We start from the raw sequence: 19758 nt of genomic DNA, 5'->3' as shown, positions 1-19758 counted from the left end.
ATCAATTATAATGGCATTAGATTCAAAAATTCCAAATGGTCCTATAGCGGATAAATGGACAAATTATAAAGATCATATTAATTTAGTAAATCCTGCTAACAAGCGTAATTTAGATATTATTGTAGTTGGTACAGGTTTGGCTGGAGGTTCTGCTTCTTGCTACTCTGGCTGAGTTAGGATATAACGTAAAAGCATTTTGTTTCCAAGATTCTCCTCGTCGTGCGCACTCTATTGCGGCACAAGGGGGTATCAACGCGACAAAAAATTATAAAGGTGACGGTGACTCAGTTTACAGATTGTTCTACGATACTGTAAAAGGGGGTGACTACCGTGCACGTGAGGCAAACGTTCACCGTTTGGCTGAAGTTTCTGCTAATATTATTGACCAATGTGTGGCTCAAGGGGTGCCATTGGCTCGTGAATATGGCGGACTTTTAGATAACCGTTCTTTTGGAGGAACTTTGGTTTCTCGTACATTTTATGCACAAGGACAAACTGGACAACAGTTATTGTTAGGAGCTTATTCTGCAATGAACCGTCAAATTGGTCGTGGAAAAATTAAAATGTACAACCGTCACGAAATGCTTGACATTGTAATCGTTGATGGAAAAGCGAGAGGTATTATCGCTCGTAACTTAATCACTGGAGAATTAGAAAGACATTCTGCTCACGCGGTAGTAGTTGGTTCTGGAGGATACGGAAACGTATTTTTCCTTTCAACAAATGCTATGGGAAGTAATGCAACAGCGACTTGGAAAATTCATAAAAAAGGAGCGTTTTTCGCAAATCCTTGCTACACACAAATTCACCCAACATGTATTCCGGTTTCAGGAGATCACCAGTCAAAACTGACTTTGATGTCTGAATCTTTGCGTAATGACGGTCGTATTTGGGTTCCTGCAAAATTAGAAGATGCTCAGGCAATTCGTGAAGGAAAGAAAAAAGCAACTGATTTAGCTGAAGCAGATAGAGATTATTTCTTAGAAAGAAGATATCCTGCATTTGGTAACTTAGTTCCTCGTGACGTTGCGTCTCGTGCGGCTAAAGAAAGATGTGATGCTGGTTTTGGAGTTAACAAAACAGGTGAAGCAGTTTACTTAGATTTCGCGCGAGCAATTAAACGTTACGGAACTGAAGATGCTTACGTAAAAGGTTTAGATGATAAAGATCTTGCTTTGGTAACTAAATTAGAGTCGCAATCGTGAAAAGTAAATACGGAAACTTATTCCAAATGTATTACAAAATCGTCGATGAAGATCCTTATACAACACCAATGATGATTTACCCAGCGGTTCACTACACAATGGGTGGAACTTGGGTTGATTATAACTTGATGACTACAATTCCTGGATGTTTCTCTATTGGAGAATCTAACTTCTCTGATCACGGAGCAAACAGACTTGGAGCTTCTGCTTTAATGCAAGGTTTAGCTGATGGATATTTTGTATTACCTTATACTATTGGAGATTACTTAGCTCCAGATATTAAAATGGGAGAAATTTCAACAGATTTACCAGAATTCGTTGAAGCTGAGAAAGCAGTTGTTGATCAAATTAATAAATTTATCAATAATAACGGTAAACATTCTGTAGATTATTTCCACAAAAAATTAGGAAAAATCATGTGGGATAAAGTAGGTATGGCTCGTAACGCTAAAGGTTTAAATGAAGCTATCGAAGAAATTGTCGCTTTACGTGAAGAGTTTTATAAAGATGTAAAAGTTCCTGGAAGCGCTTTCGAATTTAATCAGGAATTAGAAAAAGCGACTCGTGTTGCCGATTTCTTAGAATTAGGAGAATTGTTCGCGAAAGATGCTTTACACCGTAACGAATCTTGTGGTGGTCACTTCCGTGAGGAATACCAAACAGAAGAAGGAGAAGCACTTCGTGATGATGATAATTTTGCATACGTTGCGACTTGGGAATACAAAGGAAAACCAAGTGATGCCGTATTACACAAAGAACCTCTTAATTACGAAAACATTAAATTAGTTCAAAGAAGCTATAAATAAGAAATTGGTCGAAAGTCCAAAGTCTTAAAGTCAAAAGACAAATATGTCTCAAGCGACTTCCGACTTTCGACTCTATGACTTTCAAACTAAAACGGTATGAAACTTACATTAAAAATATGGCGTCAAAAAAACGCCCAAGATAAAGGAGGGATTGTAGAATATCCTATCGATGGAATCGAACCAGATATGTCTTTCCTTGAAATGCTTGACGTTCTTAACGAACAATTAATCAACAAAGGAGAAGAGCCTGTAGCATTTGACCACGATTGTCGTGAAGGAATCTGCGGAATGTGTTCTTTGTTTATTAACGGAGAAGCGCATGGACCAGACAGAGGTGTTACAACTTGTCAATTACACATGCGTATGTTTAAAGATGGTGATACGATTTTTATCGAGCCATTTAGAGCAAAAGCTTTCCCTGTAATTAAAGATTTAGTGGTTGACAGAAGTTCTTTTGATAGAATTCAACACGCTGGTGGATTTATCTCTGTAAACACTTCAGGAAATACAATCGATGCGAATACGATTCCAGTCAACAAACATGATGCAGATAAATCATTTGATGCTGCTGCTTGTATTGGTTGCGGAGCTTGTGTTGCAACTTGTAAAAACTCTTCGGCAATGTTATTCGTTTCTGCAAAAGTTTCTCAATATGCATTATTGCCACAAGGTAAAGTAGAAGCAGTTGACCGTGTATTAAACATGGTTCACCAAATGGATTTAGAAGGTTTCGGAAACTGTACAAATACAGGAGCTTGCGAAATCGAATGTCCAAAAGGAATTTCACTTGAGAATATCGCACGTATGAACCGTGAGTATTTAGCGACAAGTTTAAAAGGGTAATTTATCTTTTTTATATACAATCAAGGAGCTTTCTCAAAAGAATAGCTCCTTTTTTTTGGGGTAAGCTTCGGAGAAGCGAAATATTTATAGCTAAGAATAAAGTTTATAATATAAAGCTCCAGCGGAGCTGACATATTTTTTGCAATTTACAACATATGTCGCTCCGCTGGAGTTTTTTCTACATGTCTTATTATCTATAGATATTGTATCCCGCTGGGTTTTTGCAAAAAGAATAATATTATATAATACTCTGTCCAATCAAAAGAGTTATTCTTTTAATCAAACCCTTTATTATTTCTACTCATGATACAATTGCGAAGATGTGATTTCTTCTTTCTTTTGACCTTCTTTCTGAATAAAGCAGTTTAAAATTGTGCCCCCAGTCAAGTCAAAGTAGCTGATGTTGAGTTTATGAAAACCTTTCTCCAATTTAACAGCCCCATAAGCTTCATTCGCCCAATGAATGCCGTCATTATTTACAATTAGTTCGTCATCTATAAAAAGCTTTGATCCGTCGTCTGAAAGCGTTGAAAAAGTGTAATTTCCTGCTTCAGGTATAAAGATGCACCCACTAAATTTTAGACCGATATAGCGCTCTAATTTGGTTTTCCATTTTTTCAGCACTTATTTTACTTTCTAAAATTCCAGAAGCAACAGGTTTGGATAACTCTAAATCCTGAACCTGCTGAAATGTTCCAGTATAATATTCAAATTTTAAACCTTTTTTCTTGGGTTGAATTCCTAAAGCTGGCTTCAAATCTGGATTGCGAACAATGATTTTTGTTAATTGAACTTCTTTTCCGCTTTCGCTGATTTGAATCGTTTTGATGATTCTATATTCTCCTTTTGGAATATGTATCGTTACAGGTTTTTGGTATAATTCTGCCGTTTCATCTGGATTATAACCGTCAATCGTATAAAAAATCTTTCCGTTTTTTAAGGTTGTTTTTAAATATAAAATATATTTTGATGCAATTAATGCCGTTTCATCAGAACCAAAAGGTGTCGGAACTTTATACAATCGATTTTCCAATTCCAGTTTTTCTAGATGATATGGTAATTGATTTTGAATAAAATGGTTGTAATTTTTATTCGGAGTTTCGGTCCAAGCGATTTCTGCTAAAGCGAAAATTCTTGGATACAGCATATAATTTAATTTTGCAGGACTAGTCAAATATTCCGACCAAAGATTGGCCTGAACTCCAATAATATACTTTTGCTCCTCAAAACTTAAACTGTCAACGGGAGTTGCATTGTAATTGTAAATTTTATCTAAAGTGCTCAATCGTCCTACTGTAAGCGGTTCGTTTGGTGAATACCCTTGATTGTAATCAAAATATACGGTGCCTTCTGGAGTCATCACAACGGGATGTTTCAATTTTGCGGCGTGAATACCGCCCGATTCTCCACGCCAAGACATAACTGCTCGCATTTGGCGCAAGGTCGCCTTCCAGAATTTCGTCCCAACCAAAAATCTGTCTTCCATTGGCATTTAAGAATTTTTCAATTCTTTTAATGAAATAACTCTGCAATTCGTGTTCGTCTTTTAAGCCTAATCGTCGCAATTCGTTTTTGGCAATTCGGGCACATTTTCCATCTGGTTTTTGGGCATTCGTCTCCGCCGACATGAATATTTTTACTTGGAAACAATGCCATTACTTCCGTTAAAACGTCTTCTAAAAAAGTAAAAGTTTCCTCTTTTCCTGCGCAGAAAACATCTTCAAATACACCCCAAGATTCTACAACTTTATAATTTCGATCTGGAAAACAGGCCAGATTTGGGTAAGCTGTTATTGTCGCAGAAGCGTGTCCCGGCATTTCAATTTCCGGAATAATATTCACATAATTTTCTTCCGCAAATTTTACTACCTCTTTGATTTCTTCCTGAGTATAAAATCCTCCGTATGGATTTCCGTCAAAGAAAAATGGTGCTCTTTCGAATTTATTTCCCACTAATGTCTGTGCTCTTTTTGAACCGATTTCGGTAAGTTTTGGGTACTTTTTAATTTCAATTCTCCACCCTTGATCGTCTGTTAGATGCCAATGAAAGTTATTTAATTTATAGCTGGACATTTGTCTGATAAAATCTTTTATAACAGCAATAGAGAAAAAATTTCGGGAGACGTCTAAATGCAGGCCTCGGTAAGAATATCGGGGTTGATCTTCGATATTTATGCAAGGAAGTTTTATTTCGTCGCCTGAAATTTTATTTGGAAGAAGCTGTAGTAAAGTTTGTACCGCATAAAATAGTCCTTCTTCTTTTCCAGCAACAGTAATTTTGTTCGAAGTAATTTCAATTTTATACGCTTCTTTTGAATTGAAATTTACATTCGTATTAAATTCAACTTTGATATTTGATTTCTTTGAAGAGGTTTGAAAATTGAATGCCGATTCTAAAATTTTAGCCGATTTGGATTCCTTTTCGCTGTAATTTTTATTTGTAAAACTGACTTGAATTTTTCCATTTACGCGAATGCTGTCTCCTGTTAATTTATACGAATTTGGTGCTGGAATTATAGTTTTGTTTTCTGGAAGATTTTGAGCACTTCCGTTTAAAAAAGACAGCGTAAAAAGTAAAAGAAGAAATTTTTTCATAAGAGAAAAACTTTAGATTTTAATAAAAAGGAATTTTAAAGATAGATAAAAGGTCTTAAAACGTAATTATTTAGAATTTTTATTGTCAATAGAGCTTTTGGTTTCGATGAATTATTACTGAAATGTTTATTTTTGTAAATAGAAAAAAACAATCGGCATGAGCACAGAAAATGAAGTTTTAAATTACAGTAAAGAAGAACGTAAAAATCATATTCTAAAAGAGATCAATCTGCACACACGTGTAAGTTTTGAAACTCTTTCTGCTAAGCTTGGTGTTTCAGAAGATACTGTACGCCGTGATATTAATGAACTTGATGCTGATTTACTTTTAATTAAAGTAAAAGGCGGTGCGATGACTAAAGGTTATCACTATTCTTCATCTAACCAGACTTATGCTGTTGAAGCAAAGCAGGTTATTGCGCAAAAAGCAGTCGGCCTTCTTCATGACGGAATGGTTTTAATCGTTGATGGAGGAACTACCATTCGCGAATTCATTCGATTAATTCCAAACGATCTTAATTTGACCGTTTTTACGATTACTGCTTTAACAGCGGTACAACTTTTAGATAAACCAAATATCAAAACCATCATGATTGGCAGCGACATTTCTTCATACAGTCAAATGTGTGTGAGCGGAGAAGCTTTTCATCAATTGGCTAACATAAAAGCAGATCTTTTGGTTCTTGGAACAAATGCTTTAGATATAGATGGTGGTTATTCTGATTCTGACTGGGAAACCGTTCAGGTTAAAAAAGCAATGATTCAGGCGTCTAAAAAAACAGCGGTTTTAACGATTACAGAGAAATTAAATACGGTTCTTAAAATGAAAATCGCTAGTTTGTCTGAGATAAATTATGTTATTACCGAAGAAGAACCAAATGATAAAAAACTAAAATCATACAAAGAGAATTTTCTGAGTCTGACTGTCATTTAATCCCAATGTTTTACTAGAAAATCAATCCAATTTTGATGAAAGATCTTTTTTTAAATCTTCATCAGCATAACCATGATTTTTAAATAGCAATACTAATTTCTGCAAGTCAGCAATGGTGTCTAAATCGTACGGACATTGTTCAGTTCCAAAAGCGCCGTCAAGATCAGAACCAATTCCGATATGATTGGCATTTCCGGCAAGCTGGCAAATGTGATCCATGTGTCTAAAAGCGGTTTCCAGACTGCAGTTCATTTTCTTCGGATCAGAAATGCCTCTTTCCCAATTCGGAACCATCATCCAAGCGTCTAAAGCGCCTCCAATAACCGCTCCTCTCGAAACTAAAGCTTTAATCATTTCATCACTGTATTGACGGTTATGATTGACTAATGCCCTGCAATTGTTATGACTTGCCCAAACGGCGCCGTTAAAATGATCCAAAGCCTGCCAAAAAGCATCATCGCATAAATGGGTTGCATCGAGAATAATGTTCAAACGCTCCATTTCTTTTAATAAATCAATGCCGTTTTGCTTCATTTTTCCAGTTGCATCAGTTCCGTTTGCATATCTTCCAGGACCATAATGTGCTGGACCAACAGCTCTTAATCCGTAATTATAGGCTTTTTCCAAATAAGAAATATCAACAATTGAGTCGGCTCCTTCCAAACTCAAAATATATCCAATTGGTTTATTGTCATTTGGAGTTCCATTATTCCATAAATCAAAATGTTTTAAGAGTGATTTTTTGTCTGTAATTGAAGTCAGTTCTCCCGCTTCTTCCATCGCTTTGTACCAAGCGATTTGTCCTTGAGTCTGCGCCCAGGCTTGTTCTGGCGAATTCCATCCTGGAATTATACTATCTGGTTTTACAAATCGTGCAATTTGAGTAGCAACTACAATTCCGATATTGCCGCGACGAAGATCAGGAAAAGAGACCGTTGCATGCTCGCGGTCTGGTTTGTCTGTCATTCCTTTTTCTAACCGGCGTAAAGTAGTAACATTGTTTCTCAAATCCCGATTCCATTCCATCGCATTCATGCTGAGGTCTAAATGAGCGTCTAGTATAAACATAGCGTTTTAATTTAAATAGTATTTTTTCGACCTCGTGCACCCACAGGCCATTGGGTATAAAGTCTGCTGTTTTTTATTGACCACTTGAAGAGTATCATATAAGGCCACGGTCGGACAGACATGATACGGTTTTGCATAAATAATATCTCCAATTTCATATTCGTTTTCACCTTTATTTTCTACAATCAAATGTTCTTCAGAATGTGCGGTTGGAATTAAATTTTCATCATTTAAAATAACCAGTCTTTTATTAATCGGATTTTCTGATGAAACAGCTTTATAACCAATGTCTACACAAAATGTATTTTTTGTTGGTTTAGAAATAATGGTTCCAACAATTACTAAAGCAGCTTTAAAATCTTGTTCCGGAAGATGAATTTCATAATTAGAATCCCAAAAAACAAAAGTACCTGGACTGCATTCTACATTTTCCTGCGAGGCATAAAACGGAAAAGTATTAGAACCGCCGGCAACAATTTTCAAATCATAATCAAATTCATTTTGTGTCTTTTCAACTTTCCTTAAAATCTGTTCAAATGCTTTTGAAGCTTCTAAATTCCTTTCTTCAAGATTTCCTTTTAAATGGCCGTCATAAATATGAAAGCCTTTAAAATGCAGGTTTTCGAGTTTTGAAATAACATGAATTAACTCTGTCCAATCTTCTGAAATTGGAAAACCAGTTCGGTTCATTCCAGTATTCAAATCCAAATAAACAGATAAAACAAGATTATTTCTTTTGGCAGTTTCATTTAAAGCAAAAGCCGTTTTTTGATTGTCTATAATAGTTGAAAAATGAATTTCGGGAAATTTTTTAATTAGCAAAATCCATCTTTCTGCTTTTAATCCAACTGGCTGATACGCCAAAAGAATGTCTTCAATTTTTTGATTGGCGACAAGTTCGGCTTCAGAAATGGTAGCACATTTAATTTTCTTAACATTATAAATCTTAAAAAGCTCTAAAATCGCAGCATTTTTATGTGTCTTAATATGCGGACGTAATTTTTGAGTGTCGCCTTTAACGTAAGAAATCAGACGTTCAATATTAGTTCGCACACGATCTTCATAAACTGCTAAAAACGGTGTATCGATAAGCGTTTCGGAGTTAATTTCCCACCAGTTCTTTTGCATAATTCTTGGTTTTTAGCAATTTATAAATGTCATTTTTTTTAAACACATAGAGACATAGATTTTGGATGCTTTTGAAAGGCGTTTCACTTGTTTTAATAAACATAGTCTTTGTGTAATGATTTGTTATTTATTTTAATCTTTTAAATCAAAAACTATATTTCTACGTGTTTAAAAACTAAATTAATACAATTCAAAAAGGGCTTCAACTTCCACAGGAATATTATCAGGAAGCGATCCCATTCCGACAGCGCTTCTAACTCCGATTCCGTTTTCTTGTCCCCAAACTTCTGCAAATAATTCGTTGCGACCATTGATAACATAAGGATGTCTAAGGAAATCAGAAGTGCAATTGACCATTCCGAGCACTTTTATAACTCTTTTTACTTTGGATAAACTTCCAAAATTGGTTACAATGGTTGATAACATGGTAAGGCCGACTTGTCTCATGACTAATTTTCCGGCTTCGATATCCATATCGTCTCCAACACGGCCAATAATTAAAGATTTGTCCTCTTGAACAGGTCCGTGACCAGACAGATATAAATATTTTCCGTCTACTAAATAAGGTTTGTAAATTCCTAAAGGCTGTGGAGCAGGAGGTAAAGACAAACCAAGACTTTCGAATTTTTCTTGCGGATTTAAACTCATAATTTTAATGTATTAAAGCGTTCAAAATAAAAATAAATACAATTCCTAAAACAGAAACCATTGATTCCATTACTGTCCAGGATTTAAAAGTGTCTTTTAGGCTGATATTGAAATATTCTTTGAACATCCAGAAACTGGGGTCGTTAACATGAGAACACATTAAACTTCCAGCTCCTACAGATAGTACAAAGAGATTGGGGTCTAGATCGTTTGATTGTAGTAAAGGTAGTAAAACGCTGGCAGTCATTAAACCAGCCGCTGTTGCAGAACCTACGCAGATACGAATAATAGCCGCCATAATCCAAGCTAATAAGAAGGGGTGAATAGTAACTTGGTTTAAAGCGACAACTATCGTTTCGTTTACGCCGCTTACAATCATAACTTCTTTGAGACAGCCGGCGCCTCCAACTATTAAAACAATTAAAGCAACATCTTTTATGGCCTGCGTATAATCATCCATAACAGAAGACATGCTTCGATTCATTCTAATTCCTAAAGTATACGTGCACAAAAGCAGTGACAACAGCATAATAATACTTGGATCTCCAATAATTTTGCAGATAGCTATTAATTTTTCATTATCTGAAATAAGCGGAAGTAAAGACGTAACTGTTAATCCGAATACTGGAAATAGGGCAGAGAATAGGCTTATGCCAAAACCAGGCAGTTTTCCTTCATTTGTTATTTCTTCGACATTTAAGATTTCGTGATCCGATTCTGTTTTTATATTTTTAAAACGGGTAGAAAACCATAAACCCGCAATTAAGATAGTCGGAATGGCAATTATGATTCCGTATATCAAAACCAAACCAATATCTGCTTTTAAAATACTGCTCAATGCCATAGGAGAAGGATGCGGGGGAAGAAAACCATGCGCAACAGAAAGTGAAGCCAGCATTGGAATTCCCAAATAAACTTTTGATAATTTAAATTGATGTGCGACAGAGAAAATCAGCGGTACTAAAAGCACAAAACCAACGCTGTAAAAAAGCGGAATTCCGATAATAAATCCAGTAATCATTAATCCTAACCGAACATATTTTCTTCCAGTCCAATTCATAACCGTTTTAGCGATCACTTTTGCGGCTCCAGACGAAACGGCAAGTTTGCCAATACAAGTTCCAAAAACAATAATTAAAGTAATTGAACCCAGCATTTCGCCAAGTCCTTTTTGCAAAACGGGAGAAATAGTTTCTATTGGTAAACCGAGAAAAAGCGCCGCTAAAAGTGAGGTGATAATAAACGCGATAAAAGGATTTATTTTAAACCAGGCAATCTGTAAAATCAAGAAAACAATGCATGCTGTGAGAATAAGAATGCTCATGGTTTGTGGTTGGTTTTTAGTTACTTATAATTGTGGTTGGAATTCCAAATATATAAAATATTTTTACATATCGCATTTTTTTTGCAAAAACTGCGTTTTTTTTGCAATGTTAATGTTAAAATTACCGAATGGTACACAAAGAATACAGTGATGTTTTCTACCTTTATATAAAAATATACTGAAATGAAAATTGCTTTAATCCAAACGGAACTCTTCTGGGAAAATGCTTCTAAAAATCGAGAAAAATTTGATTTAAAAATAGCTGAAATTGTTTCAGAAGTAAATTTAATTGTACTTCCCGAAATGTTTTCGACTGGATTTACCATGAATCCTTCTGAAATTGCAGAAACCATGCAGGGAGAAACGATCGAATGGATGAAAATAAAAGCAAAGCAAAAAAATGCTGCGATAACAGGAAGTTTAGTTATTACAGAAAATGGAAACTATTACAATCGTATGGTTTTTGTTTTTCCTTCGGGCGAAATTCAATATTACGATAAAAGACATTCTTTTTCTTTAGCAGGAGAAGACAAGGTTTATAGCCGAGGGAACGAAAAGGTGATTGTGGAATATTTGGATTGGAAAATCTGTCTGCAGGTTTGTTACGATTTACGATTTCCTGTTTTTGTACGAAATGTAGAAAATTATGATCTGGTCCTATATGTTGCCAATTGGCCAAAAGTGCGAATTAATGCTTGGGATGCTTTGCTAAAAGCGCGTGCGATAGAAAATTTATCTTTTGTAATCGGGGTTAATAGAGTTGGATTAGATGCGAATGATTACGAACATAATGGCCATTCTCAGGCGATCGATTTTTTAGGGAATTATATCGTAGAACCACAAGAAAAAAATGGTGTTTTTATCTTGGAATTAGATAAAAACACCATGTATGAAACCCGCAGTAAATTGGATTTTTTAAGCGATAAAGATCAATTTGAAATTAAGCTTTAAAACGCTTTCCGTTTCTTCTCTGCGTCTTTTTTCTTTTTGTCGTCTATTTTTTTCTCGACCTCTGGGTTAAACGGAATGCTTAAATCAATTGTTTCATTTCGATCCCAGTTTGCGCGCACATCAAATTCTTCCTGATTATAATACACTTCTTCAGAATATCGTTTTTCTAGGAAACTACCCGTATCATAAAGCTTGTTTTTATTATCATCATAAATTATACGAACGGTAAAAATTTCAGGCTGTAATAAGTTGAATTCTAATGTTGTTGCTCCTTCAGAATATTCGCTGGCCAAAACAACATCTCCTTTTTTATTAGTTAATTCAACAATTATAGGAAAACGTTTTACATTCTTTAGATTCAGAATTATATTTCCGTAATCGGCTACTTCTTTGGTCGTTAATTTGATTGATAAAGTATCATTTGTCTTTTCGTAGAAATCAGTCAAAGCACCTGGTAAGAAGGTGAAATTGTATTTTTCTAAAGGTTCTTTTTTGAAATCAACATATAATTTTTGATCAAATTCATCGTATTCGGTTGTGTATTCCACAGCAGTAGAATCTTTGTTGACAAGCAGGATTTTAGATTTGTCAAATTTTACCAATGGAGTTTCTGTTTCCAAAGTAAAACGTTCTCTAAAATTAATTGTTCCGTTTTGCACTGGTTTAATGTTAAGAGTATCCTTTTTAAGATCTTTAATTTTAAAAGTGAATTTCTTATTGTATTTGTCTTTATCAACTTCCAGAGATAGAGAATCAACTTTTAAAGGTTTATACCAAACCTGAAGCGAGTCTTTCTTTGGAAATTGCGTAACAATAGTTTCTAAAACTTCAGTATTATTTCTTAGAACAATTTTTGGTTTGTTATTTTTAAAATTCTGCTTTCCTTCATACGGAAGTAATAATCTGTTTCCCGAAGCCTGAATTGGTTTAAATGTCTTTAAAGGAAGTGTTTCTTTAAATAATTCTACATCATAAACAGAATCTGTTGGAATAGTAATGTAGTTTTTTAAGAAACCAATTTTATCATCTTTCGGATTAAATTTATTGTTGTCGCCTTTGTCTTTTAAGGCAACCAAAAGATATTTTCCTTCTTTAAGATTTTCAAATTGGAAAGTTCTCATACTGTCCAAAGTATTGGTGATATAGCGAGGAAAATCTTTGTAAATAACAGAATCTTTAAATTTATCATTTACTTCATAAAGCATTACCGAAACAAAATTATCTACATGTTTTTCGTAAGAATCCTTGATACGCCCATTAAGTTTAAGCGAATCAATATGCGATCCAGTCGAGAAAACATACTTAAATTGATTCAAAGCATTTCCTTCGTTGTTGTCTTGAATTGCCTGCCCAAAATTTAAACTGTAAGTTGTGTTTGGCAGTAAAGTATCTCGAATCTCAATCTTTATAAATTTGCTTACGGTCTGAGGTGTAATTAAAGGCTCGTTTTTAAACGGCGACGAAATAATCAGCTGTTTATTAGTGTTTTTCAGTTTAATATATTCATCAAAATTTAAAGTGATAGTGTTTCCTTTAAAATTGGTGCTGTAATTTTCTGGAAAACTCGATACCAAAACTGGTGCTAAAGTATCTTTTAAACCGCCGGTAATACTGCCTCTTTTAGCGCAGACTTATCATTGAGATTAGAATTATAAAGGAAATATATTTTAGAGTGTTTTTCAACATAACGGTTTTCAAATTTGATTGCACAAAATAACGATTATATTTGCTTTAATTGAAATTTTTTATCCATTTATTAGGATTTACAACTTTTGCATTTCTTCTGTATTTTTTAGGGTTTTGAATATTTTAGACAGTCATAATTTCTTACTTTTGATTTCAAATGTAATTTTCTAAGTTTTGTTAAAGCGATTTTTTTCAATTTTATGCCTCTTTTTACTGCTTTCTTGCAGTAATAGCGAAAAGCCAGTTATATCCTTTTATTATTGGAAAACAATATTCAAGCTTTCAAAAACGGAGAAAGAAGTTTTGACTGAAAACAATGTTCAAAAGCTTTATATTAGATATTTTGATATCGGACTTCATCCAGAAACAAAATTCCCAATTCCGATTAGTCCAATACGTTTTGAAGAAAATCCGCAAAAATATACGATTGTCCCAATTGTCTTTATTCAGAATAAAGTAATGTCTGCGACTAAAATTAGATGTGAATGATTTAGCACAGAAAACATTTAATTTTATTGAACAGATCAACACGAAAAATAAAATTTCTTGTGATGAAATTCAAATTGACTGCGATTGGTCTTTGAATAGCAAAGACAATTATTTGAAATTTATAGAAGTTTTTAAAAAGCTTTCGAAAAAGAAACTTTCGGCAACAATTCGACTGCATCAGGTGAAATATTTTAAAAAGACAAAAATTCCAAATGTCGATTCTGGAGTTTTGATGTATTATAATATGGGATCGATTGCACCAGATTCTCTCAATTCTATTTACGATCAGAAAACGGCATCAAAATATCTGAAAAGTATAAAGAAATATCCGCTTCATCTGAATTTGGCATTTCCAATTTATTCGTGGGGAGTTCATATTAGAAATAATAAAGTAATTGGACTTCGCTCAAAAATAGATGTAAAAGAGCTGATGCAGGATTCAAATTTTGAAAAAACACAGTCCAATTTTTTCACAATAAAACAATCTAATTATAAAAATGGTGTTTTTTATGAAGAGAACGATCTGCTGAAAATAGAAGAAATTAAAAAAGACGATTTAAAACAAATGGCAGAAGATTTGGATGAAAATCTGCCTGAAAAACCAAACGAAATTATATTTTACGATTTAGACGAATTCAATTTAAACAATTATGAAAAGAATATTTTTGAACAAGTTATTTCTAAGTTTTAGCCTTGCTTTACTTTCCATATACGGAATTATTTATGCTTGTGCCGGCGGAGACGACTGGGATTTCTTTGGATACAATTCTAATTTTACGCCAGAAACTTTTGCCGACAAATCGTATTCGCCCCTTTTTCTTTCGGGCGGCATTTTTTACGGAATTGGTTTTGATACCCAGCACAATTCCCGTTTTAATGGAAACATAAAATCAGACTGGGCAGATTACCTAAAAGGAAAAGCGGATACCACAACGGTAAATTACTTTTTGATTGGAGATGAAAAACCTAGATATTATTCTGATGAGAAAGACAAGATTAAAAACAAAGAAGAAATAAGCGATCTTCATGTTTTTTATAAAAGTAAAAAGGAGAATAAAAGTTCTCAAAAATGGGGGAAGAAACTTAATTTGAAAGACGATAAGATTAAAAATTTTATAGAGTTTTTATATTTAGCCCAAAAAATTGAAACCGTTTCTATAGGCGAGGATTATTGGAGTTACGATCCCGTTGTAGCGAAAACTTTCAACGATGCGAAAATGATTCAGTCTATAGAAAATGTTTATAACACTTTGTCTGATCCTTTTTTGAAAAATAGATATTGGTTTTTGACTATGAAAGCTCGTTTTTATAGTAATGACAAACAAAAAGCAATTGACTTTTTTAATAAAACAGAAAGTTCTGCTCGCAAAAAATACGTTGTATTATCGCGCTTTGGCCTATGTTGCGGGAATCAATTACAAGCAGAAAAAATATGCCGTTTCTAATTATTTATATGCGCAGGTTTTTGATAAGTGCCCAGAATTACGTGTCGTAACGGCGTATAGTTTTCATCCAAAAAATGAATCGGACTGGAATAAATCTTTGGCAATGGCAAAAAACAACAGTGAAAAAGCGGCGCTTTGGGCAATTCACGGTTATTATAAAGATGAAAAACAAGCCATTGAAAAGATTTATGAACTGGATCCAAAAAGTGAACATTTAAATTATCTGGCAACCAGATTGGTGAATGCGCTGGAACAAAAAATCAATAATTCTTTTCAGCAGAATGCAGGAGAAAATCAGCCGATGAAACCGCAGACGATTGCCGAAAATAAAAGTGAAAACAAAGCAAAAATTGACAACAGTGCACTTGATTTAATTGCTAAAATAGCTGCATGACAGGAAATACAGAAAAACCATATTTATGGGATATTTCATTGGGATATCTTCAGACGCTGAAAGGCGATTATGCCAATGCAGATAAGAGTTATACTAAAGCAGTAAAAACACTGCCTAAAACACAATTAGCAACGTACCAAATTCGATTGTTGCGTTTTGTAAACAACTTGAGCAAAATCGATAAACTGGATGATACCAACGTAAAAACAGTTTTAGCCGATTTGAATTGGATTTATTTTGAGTTGCCAAAGACATATAAAGGAAGTGAGTTTCGTTATCAAAACGCTTTTCAGTGGAGTAAAAATTATTTGGCGACTTTGTACAAATCAAAATCAAATCCTGTAATGGCAGAATTGTTTAATGAATCTCGCTACAGTTATTGGAACGATGGAAATTCATTTTATGATAATGAAAAAGAACTGCTGGCAATGAAAGCTTTTTTAGAAAAGTCTAATAAAAATGAAATTGAGAAAATTGGTGCTGGAATTTATAGTTTGAAATTAAAAGACATTAATAATTTTCAGGCAGTTCAGGCGACTTTTAGAAATAAAATTCCAGAAGCAATTGAATTTTTGAAACAAGCAGATTCGGTTCAATATTTTAAGTTTTTAGGAAATCCGTTTAACGGAAGTATAAAAGACTGCCACGATTGTGATCATGTCGCTTATCAAAAAAGAAAATACACTTATATGGATTTCTTGACGACGATAAAATCAATGCAGGATAAATTGGCCCAAAAAGAAGATGTGTACACCAACAGCCTTTTGCTAGGAAATGCTTTTTATAATATTTCTCATTTCGGAAACGGAAGAACGTTCTACGAAATTAATATTGTAGGTTACGGATCAAGTCCGTATTCGTTTAGAAATGCAATGAAAGAAATGATTACGAATAATTCAGTGTCGAAAATGTATTATCAAAAGGCTTTCAAGCGGCTTCTAACAAAGAACAAAAAGCGAAATGTTTGTATTTGATTTCAAAATGCGAACGAAACGATTATTACAATAAAAAGTACAGCGCTATAAACAGTTATTGGGACATTCAAGACGATAAAGTTAATTTTATTGCCTGGAATTCTTTTAAAGCTTTGAGAAAAGACTATTCAGATACGAAGTATTATCAAGATGTAATTGCAGAATGCGGTTATTTTAATACTTATGTGAACCAATAAATTAGAAACAATGGTAAACAAAATAGAACATATCGGAATTGCGGTAAAAAATATGGGCGATGCCAATATTTTGTTTGAGAAAATGCTCGGCGTTCCGTCGTATAAAATGGAAGCTGTAGAAAGCGAAGGTGTTTTGACTTCTTTCTTTCAAACCGGAAATAATAAGATTGAACTTTTGGTGGCAACAAATCCAGAAAGTCCAATTGCAAAGTTTCTAGAGAAAAAAGGAGAAGGAATTCATCACATTGCATTTGACGTTGATAATATCGAAGCAGAAATTATCCGCCTGAAAAATGAAGGTTTTGTGTTGATAAATGAAATTCCGAAGAAAGGAGCCGACAATAAATTGGTCGTTTTTCTGCATCCGAAGAACACAAATGGTGTTTTGGTGGAGCTTTGTCAGGAAATTAAATAAAAAAATGTCATTTTAATTTTTAAATAAGATGTTGAAAATCAATTTCGTTTTTGAAATTCGGCAAAAGAATTAAAATTAAATACAAATGATGTCTTAAAATATTTGGAGTGAATGAAAAATAGTAGTAATATTGCATCCTCTAAACCGGTCCTATAGCTCAGCTGGTTAGAGCACCTGACTCATAATCAGGTGGTCCCTGGTTCGAGCCCAGGTGGGACCACAGAGAATACTTAAAAAGCCTTATAAACATTGTGTTTGTAAGGCTTTCTTTTTTTCTAGGGGACGAATTTTTTATAAAAAGTAAATTGAAGTGTTTATTGTTGAGAAAATCCTACTTTTGATTTAAAGATACTCAAAAACTAATATAAGTACTTATTCATGAACGATTTTCAGCCTAACTCTAACGTATTAACAAATGAGTTAATCGTAATAGCTAATAAATCTTGGCCTAAGCAATATTTTCGAGAAATTTCAGATATCGATGATATTAAAAATTTTTACAATTCTTCATATCAAAATTTTCAGTATGAAATTGAATTGATGTTAAATAAATATCATCCAGCATCATGGGTTAGAATTGCATATATACAATTGGAACTTTGGACGTTAAGGATGTTAGAAACAGATAGTCTAGATAAGGAATTGAAAGATAAAATACTTGTTTTTTCTCCGATTGGGAGGTATGGATGGAGATATGTTCTTGAAAAGTCATTAGAAAAAACTAATGATAGTATTGTTGAGTTATATGACGAACAACGCCCTAGTGATAATGATATAAGTAAAATGTTTACATTCTTACTAGGTTTAAGTTATTGTGCTGAAAATTCTAATTTTATGCATTATTTTAAAGAACAATTTAAAACAGCAAAGCTTATTTTTTCAGGAAATATTTATAAAAAATTTCCTGAAGTGGAAGAAAGCTCTAGGTTGTTTTTGGATGAATTAATTGATTATTATAAACACGAAAATATAGATTATAATCTAGTTCCGGAATTAAATTATATTGAGAATGAAGATTTGATGTCTCAGGTGGATTTACTATTAAATGATTATTTTGGTTTTTCTACAAATGAGGTAGAAATCGTAATTCAAGTTCTTAAAGAAAAAGTTGTTCCAGAAATTAGTGCTACAATTCTAGTAATGCCTACTGATGCATTAATATGTTTGCTTTCCGAATATACTTCTTTACCAGTAGAAAGAATTCTAAATTTAGTCAATTTTGTTTTTTTTGAGGTTAGTGATTTGAATTATGAAAAAAGAGACTACCTAAAAAAAAGCCAAAATAGTAGAATGCTAAATTTTGCAGGCTGTAAGTTTAATCTTGATGATAATTTTAAAACAATTTATGAAGATACTGCGTTAGAGGATGAAGGTATAAAATTATTTAAAAATCATTGTATTGTTTCTTTTGCTTTATTGTGGGAGTGGAAAATTAATTTTATTGAGAGATTAATTTTTGGAAAAAGAACAGATTTAAAAGAAATAAGTAATGATTTAAAAATTAGCATTACTAAAATTGAGGACTTCTTTCATCGCAATATATTTGAAAATAATATTAAGAATATTTTTTTAAATAGAGGACTTCCTTGTTTTTCTCTTGAGGAAGTTGAAAAGAAAAAATTGCCATGTGGTGAAATTGATGCTCTTTCGATTGATGACAAAAACAAAATAATATATGTGATAGAGGCAAAAAATATTGCTCCTGTTAAAGATGCTCGCGCTTCAGGTAAAACAATAAGCGACCATTATAAGCAAAAAAAATATCATGCTAAATTTTTGAAAAAGATTGATTGGGTAGAAGCGAATTATGATGCTCTGTCAAATTTTTTTAATATTCATATTTCTGAAGAATATAAAGTAGAAAAATATTTTGTTACGGGAGCTCCTAGTCCAATTAAATTTCTTGTCGCTGATTATACTGTGTTAACTTATTTTGAATTTTTGAATTTAATAAACAAAAAATATGAATCAAATTGATGTGGAAAAATATGATACAATTGTTGTTGTAACTACTAAAGAGGAAGTTGATAGTTCTGATTTTGGTAAAATTGTTGAATTCTATGATAGTATCTTGTTAGATGCAATAAATTTTGAGAATAAACTGTTTATTATGATTGAAGGTTATGATGATGATCCACGAGAGTTGTATGAAATTGAAGAGGTTCGAAATTATTTTTCTGTCTTAGATAGATTGTTTCCATACTGGTTTTATTTTTTAGCTAAGGATGTAGAAAAGTCAAAATCGCCTTTAGGTTTAGTTACATCTCTTTTAGTGCCTATTGTTTGTATACATAGTGAATCTCAAAGAAAGGATATAGAATTTGATATGGTGCAATTTTTGGAATTCTTAAAAAACCATTTTCATTATTTGAATGAATTAACAGATAAGTTGGGGCTTTCTGACGAGGAAAACATAAGGATAAGCATGTCAGTGAAAGAGCAGTTTAGTGATTTTTTATAATTAACTATAAAGGGAATATTGTTTTCTAATATTCCTTTTATTAGCATTATAATTAAATGCTCAATTGATAAAAAAAATATGAGCTATATTATTTTGTTCGAGAATTTTAGCAAATTCAGGATTAAGATTAATAAAATTTAAAACCATCTCAGTAATAATCTCCTGAACCTCTTCTCTTTCTTTTTTATCTTCAAT

General features: G+C 33.2%; 19 protein-coding genes, 1 tRNA gene and 3 pseudogenes. 14 read left to right on the top strand and 9 right to left on the bottom strand.

Annotated elements, in window-relative coordinates; genetic code table 11:
• The first annotated feature begins 10 nt into the window (after window positions 1-10).
• Together ACZZ95_RS03495 and ACZZ95_RS03490 are read left to right on the top strand one after the other, a co-directional pair.
• Window positions 11-2011 (top strand): annotated as a pseudogene (locus ACZZ95_RS03495) (fumarate reductase/succinate dehydrogenase flavoprotein subunit).
• Window positions 2012-2107: 96 nt separating this feature from the next.
• Complete coding sequence (locus tag ACZZ95_RS03490) at window positions 2108-2854, top strand: succinate dehydrogenase/fumarate reductase iron-sulfur subunit (RefSeq protein WP_463468032.1); 747 nt, start codon at window positions 2108-2110, stop codon at window positions 2852-2854.
• Window positions 2855-3151: 297 nt separating this feature from the next.
• Here the strand turns inward: ACZZ95_RS03490 and ACZZ95_RS03485 are convergent, their stop codons facing one another.
• From ACZZ95_RS03485 to ACZZ95_RS03470, 4 genes and pseudogenes are all read right to left on the bottom strand, one after another.
• Window positions 3152-3478, bottom strand: coding sequence for a PA14 domain-containing protein (locus ACZZ95_RS03485; RefSeq protein WP_463468031.1), 327 nt, complete (start codon window positions 3476-3478; stop codon window positions 3152-3154).
• Complete coding sequence (locus ACZZ95_RS03480; RefSeq protein ID WP_463471617.1) at window positions 3426-4001, bottom strand: FN3 associated domain-containing protein; 576 nt, start codon at window positions 3999-4001, stop codon at window positions 3426-3428. The genes ACZZ95_RS03485 and ACZZ95_RS03480 overlap by 53 nt, the downstream gene beginning before the upstream one ends.
• A 12-nt stretch (window positions 4002-4013) precedes the next feature.
• Window positions 4014-4482, bottom strand: a pseudogene (locus ACZZ95_RS03475) (family 20 glycosylhydrolase); the annotation flags it as partial.
• Window positions 4367-5449 (bottom strand): beta-N-acetylhexosaminidase, encoded by a 1083-nt coding sequence (locus ACZZ95_RS03470; protein ID WP_463468030.1) that lies wholly within the window; start codon window positions 5447-5449, stop codon window positions 4367-4369. The gene ACZZ95_RS03470 and the pseudogene ACZZ95_RS03475, both read right to left, overlap by 116 nt.
• A 157-nt stretch (window positions 5450-5606) precedes the next feature.
• Between ACZZ95_RS03470 and ACZZ95_RS03465 the strand changes: the two genes are divergently transcribed.
• Entirely contained in the window at window positions 5607-6383 is a 777-nt protein-coding gene (locus tag ACZZ95_RS03465; protein ID WP_463468029.1) for a DeoR/GlpR family DNA-binding transcription regulator, read from the top strand.
• Here the strand turns inward: ACZZ95_RS03465 and ACZZ95_RS03460 are convergent.
• From ACZZ95_RS03460 to ACZZ95_RS03445, 4 genes and pseudogenes are all read right to left on the bottom strand, one after another.
• Window positions 6380-7451, bottom strand: a pseudogene (locus tag ACZZ95_RS03460) (dipeptidase). The gene ACZZ95_RS03465 and the pseudogene ACZZ95_RS03460 sit on opposite strands and share 4 nt — an antisense overlap.
• Window positions 7452-7457: 6 nt before the next feature.
• Window positions 7458-8579, bottom strand: a complete 1122-nt coding sequence (locus tag ACZZ95_RS03455; protein WP_463468028.1) for a D-TA family PLP-dependent enzyme — start codon at window positions 8577-8579, stop codon at window positions 7458-7460.
• Between the two features lie 180 nt (window positions 8580-8759).
• Window positions 8760-9227: a RidA family protein gene (locus ACZZ95_RS03450; RefSeq protein WP_463468027.1), complete on the bottom strand. Its 468-nt coding sequence runs from the start codon at window positions 9225-9227 to the stop codon at window positions 8760-8762.
• 4 nt (window positions 9228-9231) lie between these two features.
• Window positions 9232-10551: a GntP family permease gene (locus ACZZ95_RS03445; protein ID WP_463468026.1), complete on the bottom strand. Its 1320-nt coding sequence runs from the start codon at window positions 10549-10551 to the stop codon at window positions 9232-9234.
• Between the two features lie 183 nt (window positions 10552-10734).
• On the opposite strand from ACZZ95_RS03445, the gene ACZZ95_RS03440 reads away from it, so the two are divergent.
• A complete protein-coding gene (locus ACZZ95_RS03440; protein WP_463468025.1) occupies window positions 10735-11502 on the top strand; it encodes a nitrilase family protein in 768 nt (255 codons plus the stop codon).
• Here the strand turns inward: ACZZ95_RS03440 and ACZZ95_RS03435 are convergent.
• Entirely contained in the window at window positions 11499-13076 is a 1578-nt protein-coding gene (locus ACZZ95_RS03435) for an Ig-like domain-containing domain (RefSeq protein ID WP_463468024.1), read from the bottom strand. The two genes, ACZZ95_RS03440 and ACZZ95_RS03435, sit on opposite strands and share 4 nt — an antisense overlap.
• Before the next feature lie 415 nt (window positions 13077-13491).
• Between ACZZ95_RS03435 and ACZZ95_RS03430 the strand changes: the two genes are divergently transcribed.
• The 10 genes from ACZZ95_RS03430 to ACZZ95_RS03385 all read left to right on the top strand — a co-directional run bounded on the left by ACZZ95_RS03430 (window position 13492) and on the right by ACZZ95_RS03385 (window position 19563).
• Window positions 13492-13677, top strand: a complete 186-nt coding sequence (locus ACZZ95_RS03430) for a hypothetical protein (protein ID WP_463468023.1) — start codon at window positions 13492-13494, stop codon at window positions 13675-13677.
• Window positions 13670-14368, top strand: a complete 699-nt coding sequence (locus ACZZ95_RS03425) for a hypothetical protein (RefSeq protein ID WP_463468022.1) — start codon at window positions 13670-13672, stop codon at window positions 14366-14368. The genes ACZZ95_RS03430 and ACZZ95_RS03425 overlap by 8 nt, the downstream gene beginning before the upstream one ends.
• Window positions 14328-15122, top strand: a complete 795-nt coding sequence (locus ACZZ95_RS03420) for a hypothetical protein (protein WP_463468021.1) — start codon at window positions 14328-14330, stop codon at window positions 15120-15122. The genes ACZZ95_RS03425 and ACZZ95_RS03420 overlap by 41 nt, the downstream gene beginning before the upstream one ends.
• Complete coding sequence (locus ACZZ95_RS03415; protein ID WP_463468020.1) at window positions 15055-15516, top strand: hypothetical protein; 462 nt, start codon at window positions 15055-15057, stop codon at window positions 15514-15516. The genes ACZZ95_RS03420 and ACZZ95_RS03415 overlap by 68 nt, the downstream gene beginning before the upstream one ends.
• A complete protein-coding gene (locus tag ACZZ95_RS03410; RefSeq protein ID WP_463468019.1) occupies window positions 15513-16490 on the top strand; it encodes a hypothetical protein in 978 nt (325 codons plus the stop codon). The genes ACZZ95_RS03415 and ACZZ95_RS03410 overlap by 4 nt, the downstream gene beginning before the upstream one ends.
• Complete coding sequence (locus ACZZ95_RS03405; RefSeq protein WP_463468018.1) at window positions 16487-16687, top strand: hypothetical protein; 201 nt, start codon at window positions 16487-16489, stop codon at window positions 16685-16687. Before ACZZ95_RS03410 ends, ACZZ95_RS03405 begins: the two co-directional genes overlap by 4 nt.
• Before the next feature lie 10 nt (window positions 16688-16697).
• On the top strand, window positions 16698-17102 hold the full coding sequence (mce, locus tag ACZZ95_RS03400) for a methylmalonyl-CoA epimerase (protein ID WP_463468017.1): 405 nt from the start codon (window positions 16698-16700) through the stop codon (window positions 17100-17102).
• Between the two features lie 146 nt (window positions 17103-17248).
• A tRNA-Ile gene (locus ACZZ95_RS03395) sits at window positions 17249-17322 on the top strand.
• 158 nt (window positions 17323-17480) lie between these two features.
• Window positions 17481-19079 carry a hypothetical protein gene (locus ACZZ95_RS03390; protein WP_463468016.1) on the top strand — a complete coding sequence of 533 codons (1599 nt, stop codon included), beginning with the start codon at window positions 17481-17483 and terminating at the stop codon, window positions 19077-19079.
• Entirely contained in the window at window positions 19066-19563 is a 498-nt protein-coding gene (locus tag ACZZ95_RS03385; RefSeq protein ID WP_463468015.1) for a chlororespiratory reduction 6 domain-containing protein, read from the top strand. Before ACZZ95_RS03390 ends, ACZZ95_RS03385 begins: the two co-directional genes overlap by 14 nt.
• The last annotated feature ends 195 nt before the right edge of the window (window positions 19564-19758 follow it).

The organism is Flavobacterium sp. AC267 (assembly GCF_979258715.1).
Note: the sequence above shows the minus strand (reverse complement) of the source record. Positions and strands in the feature narration are given on the sequence as shown.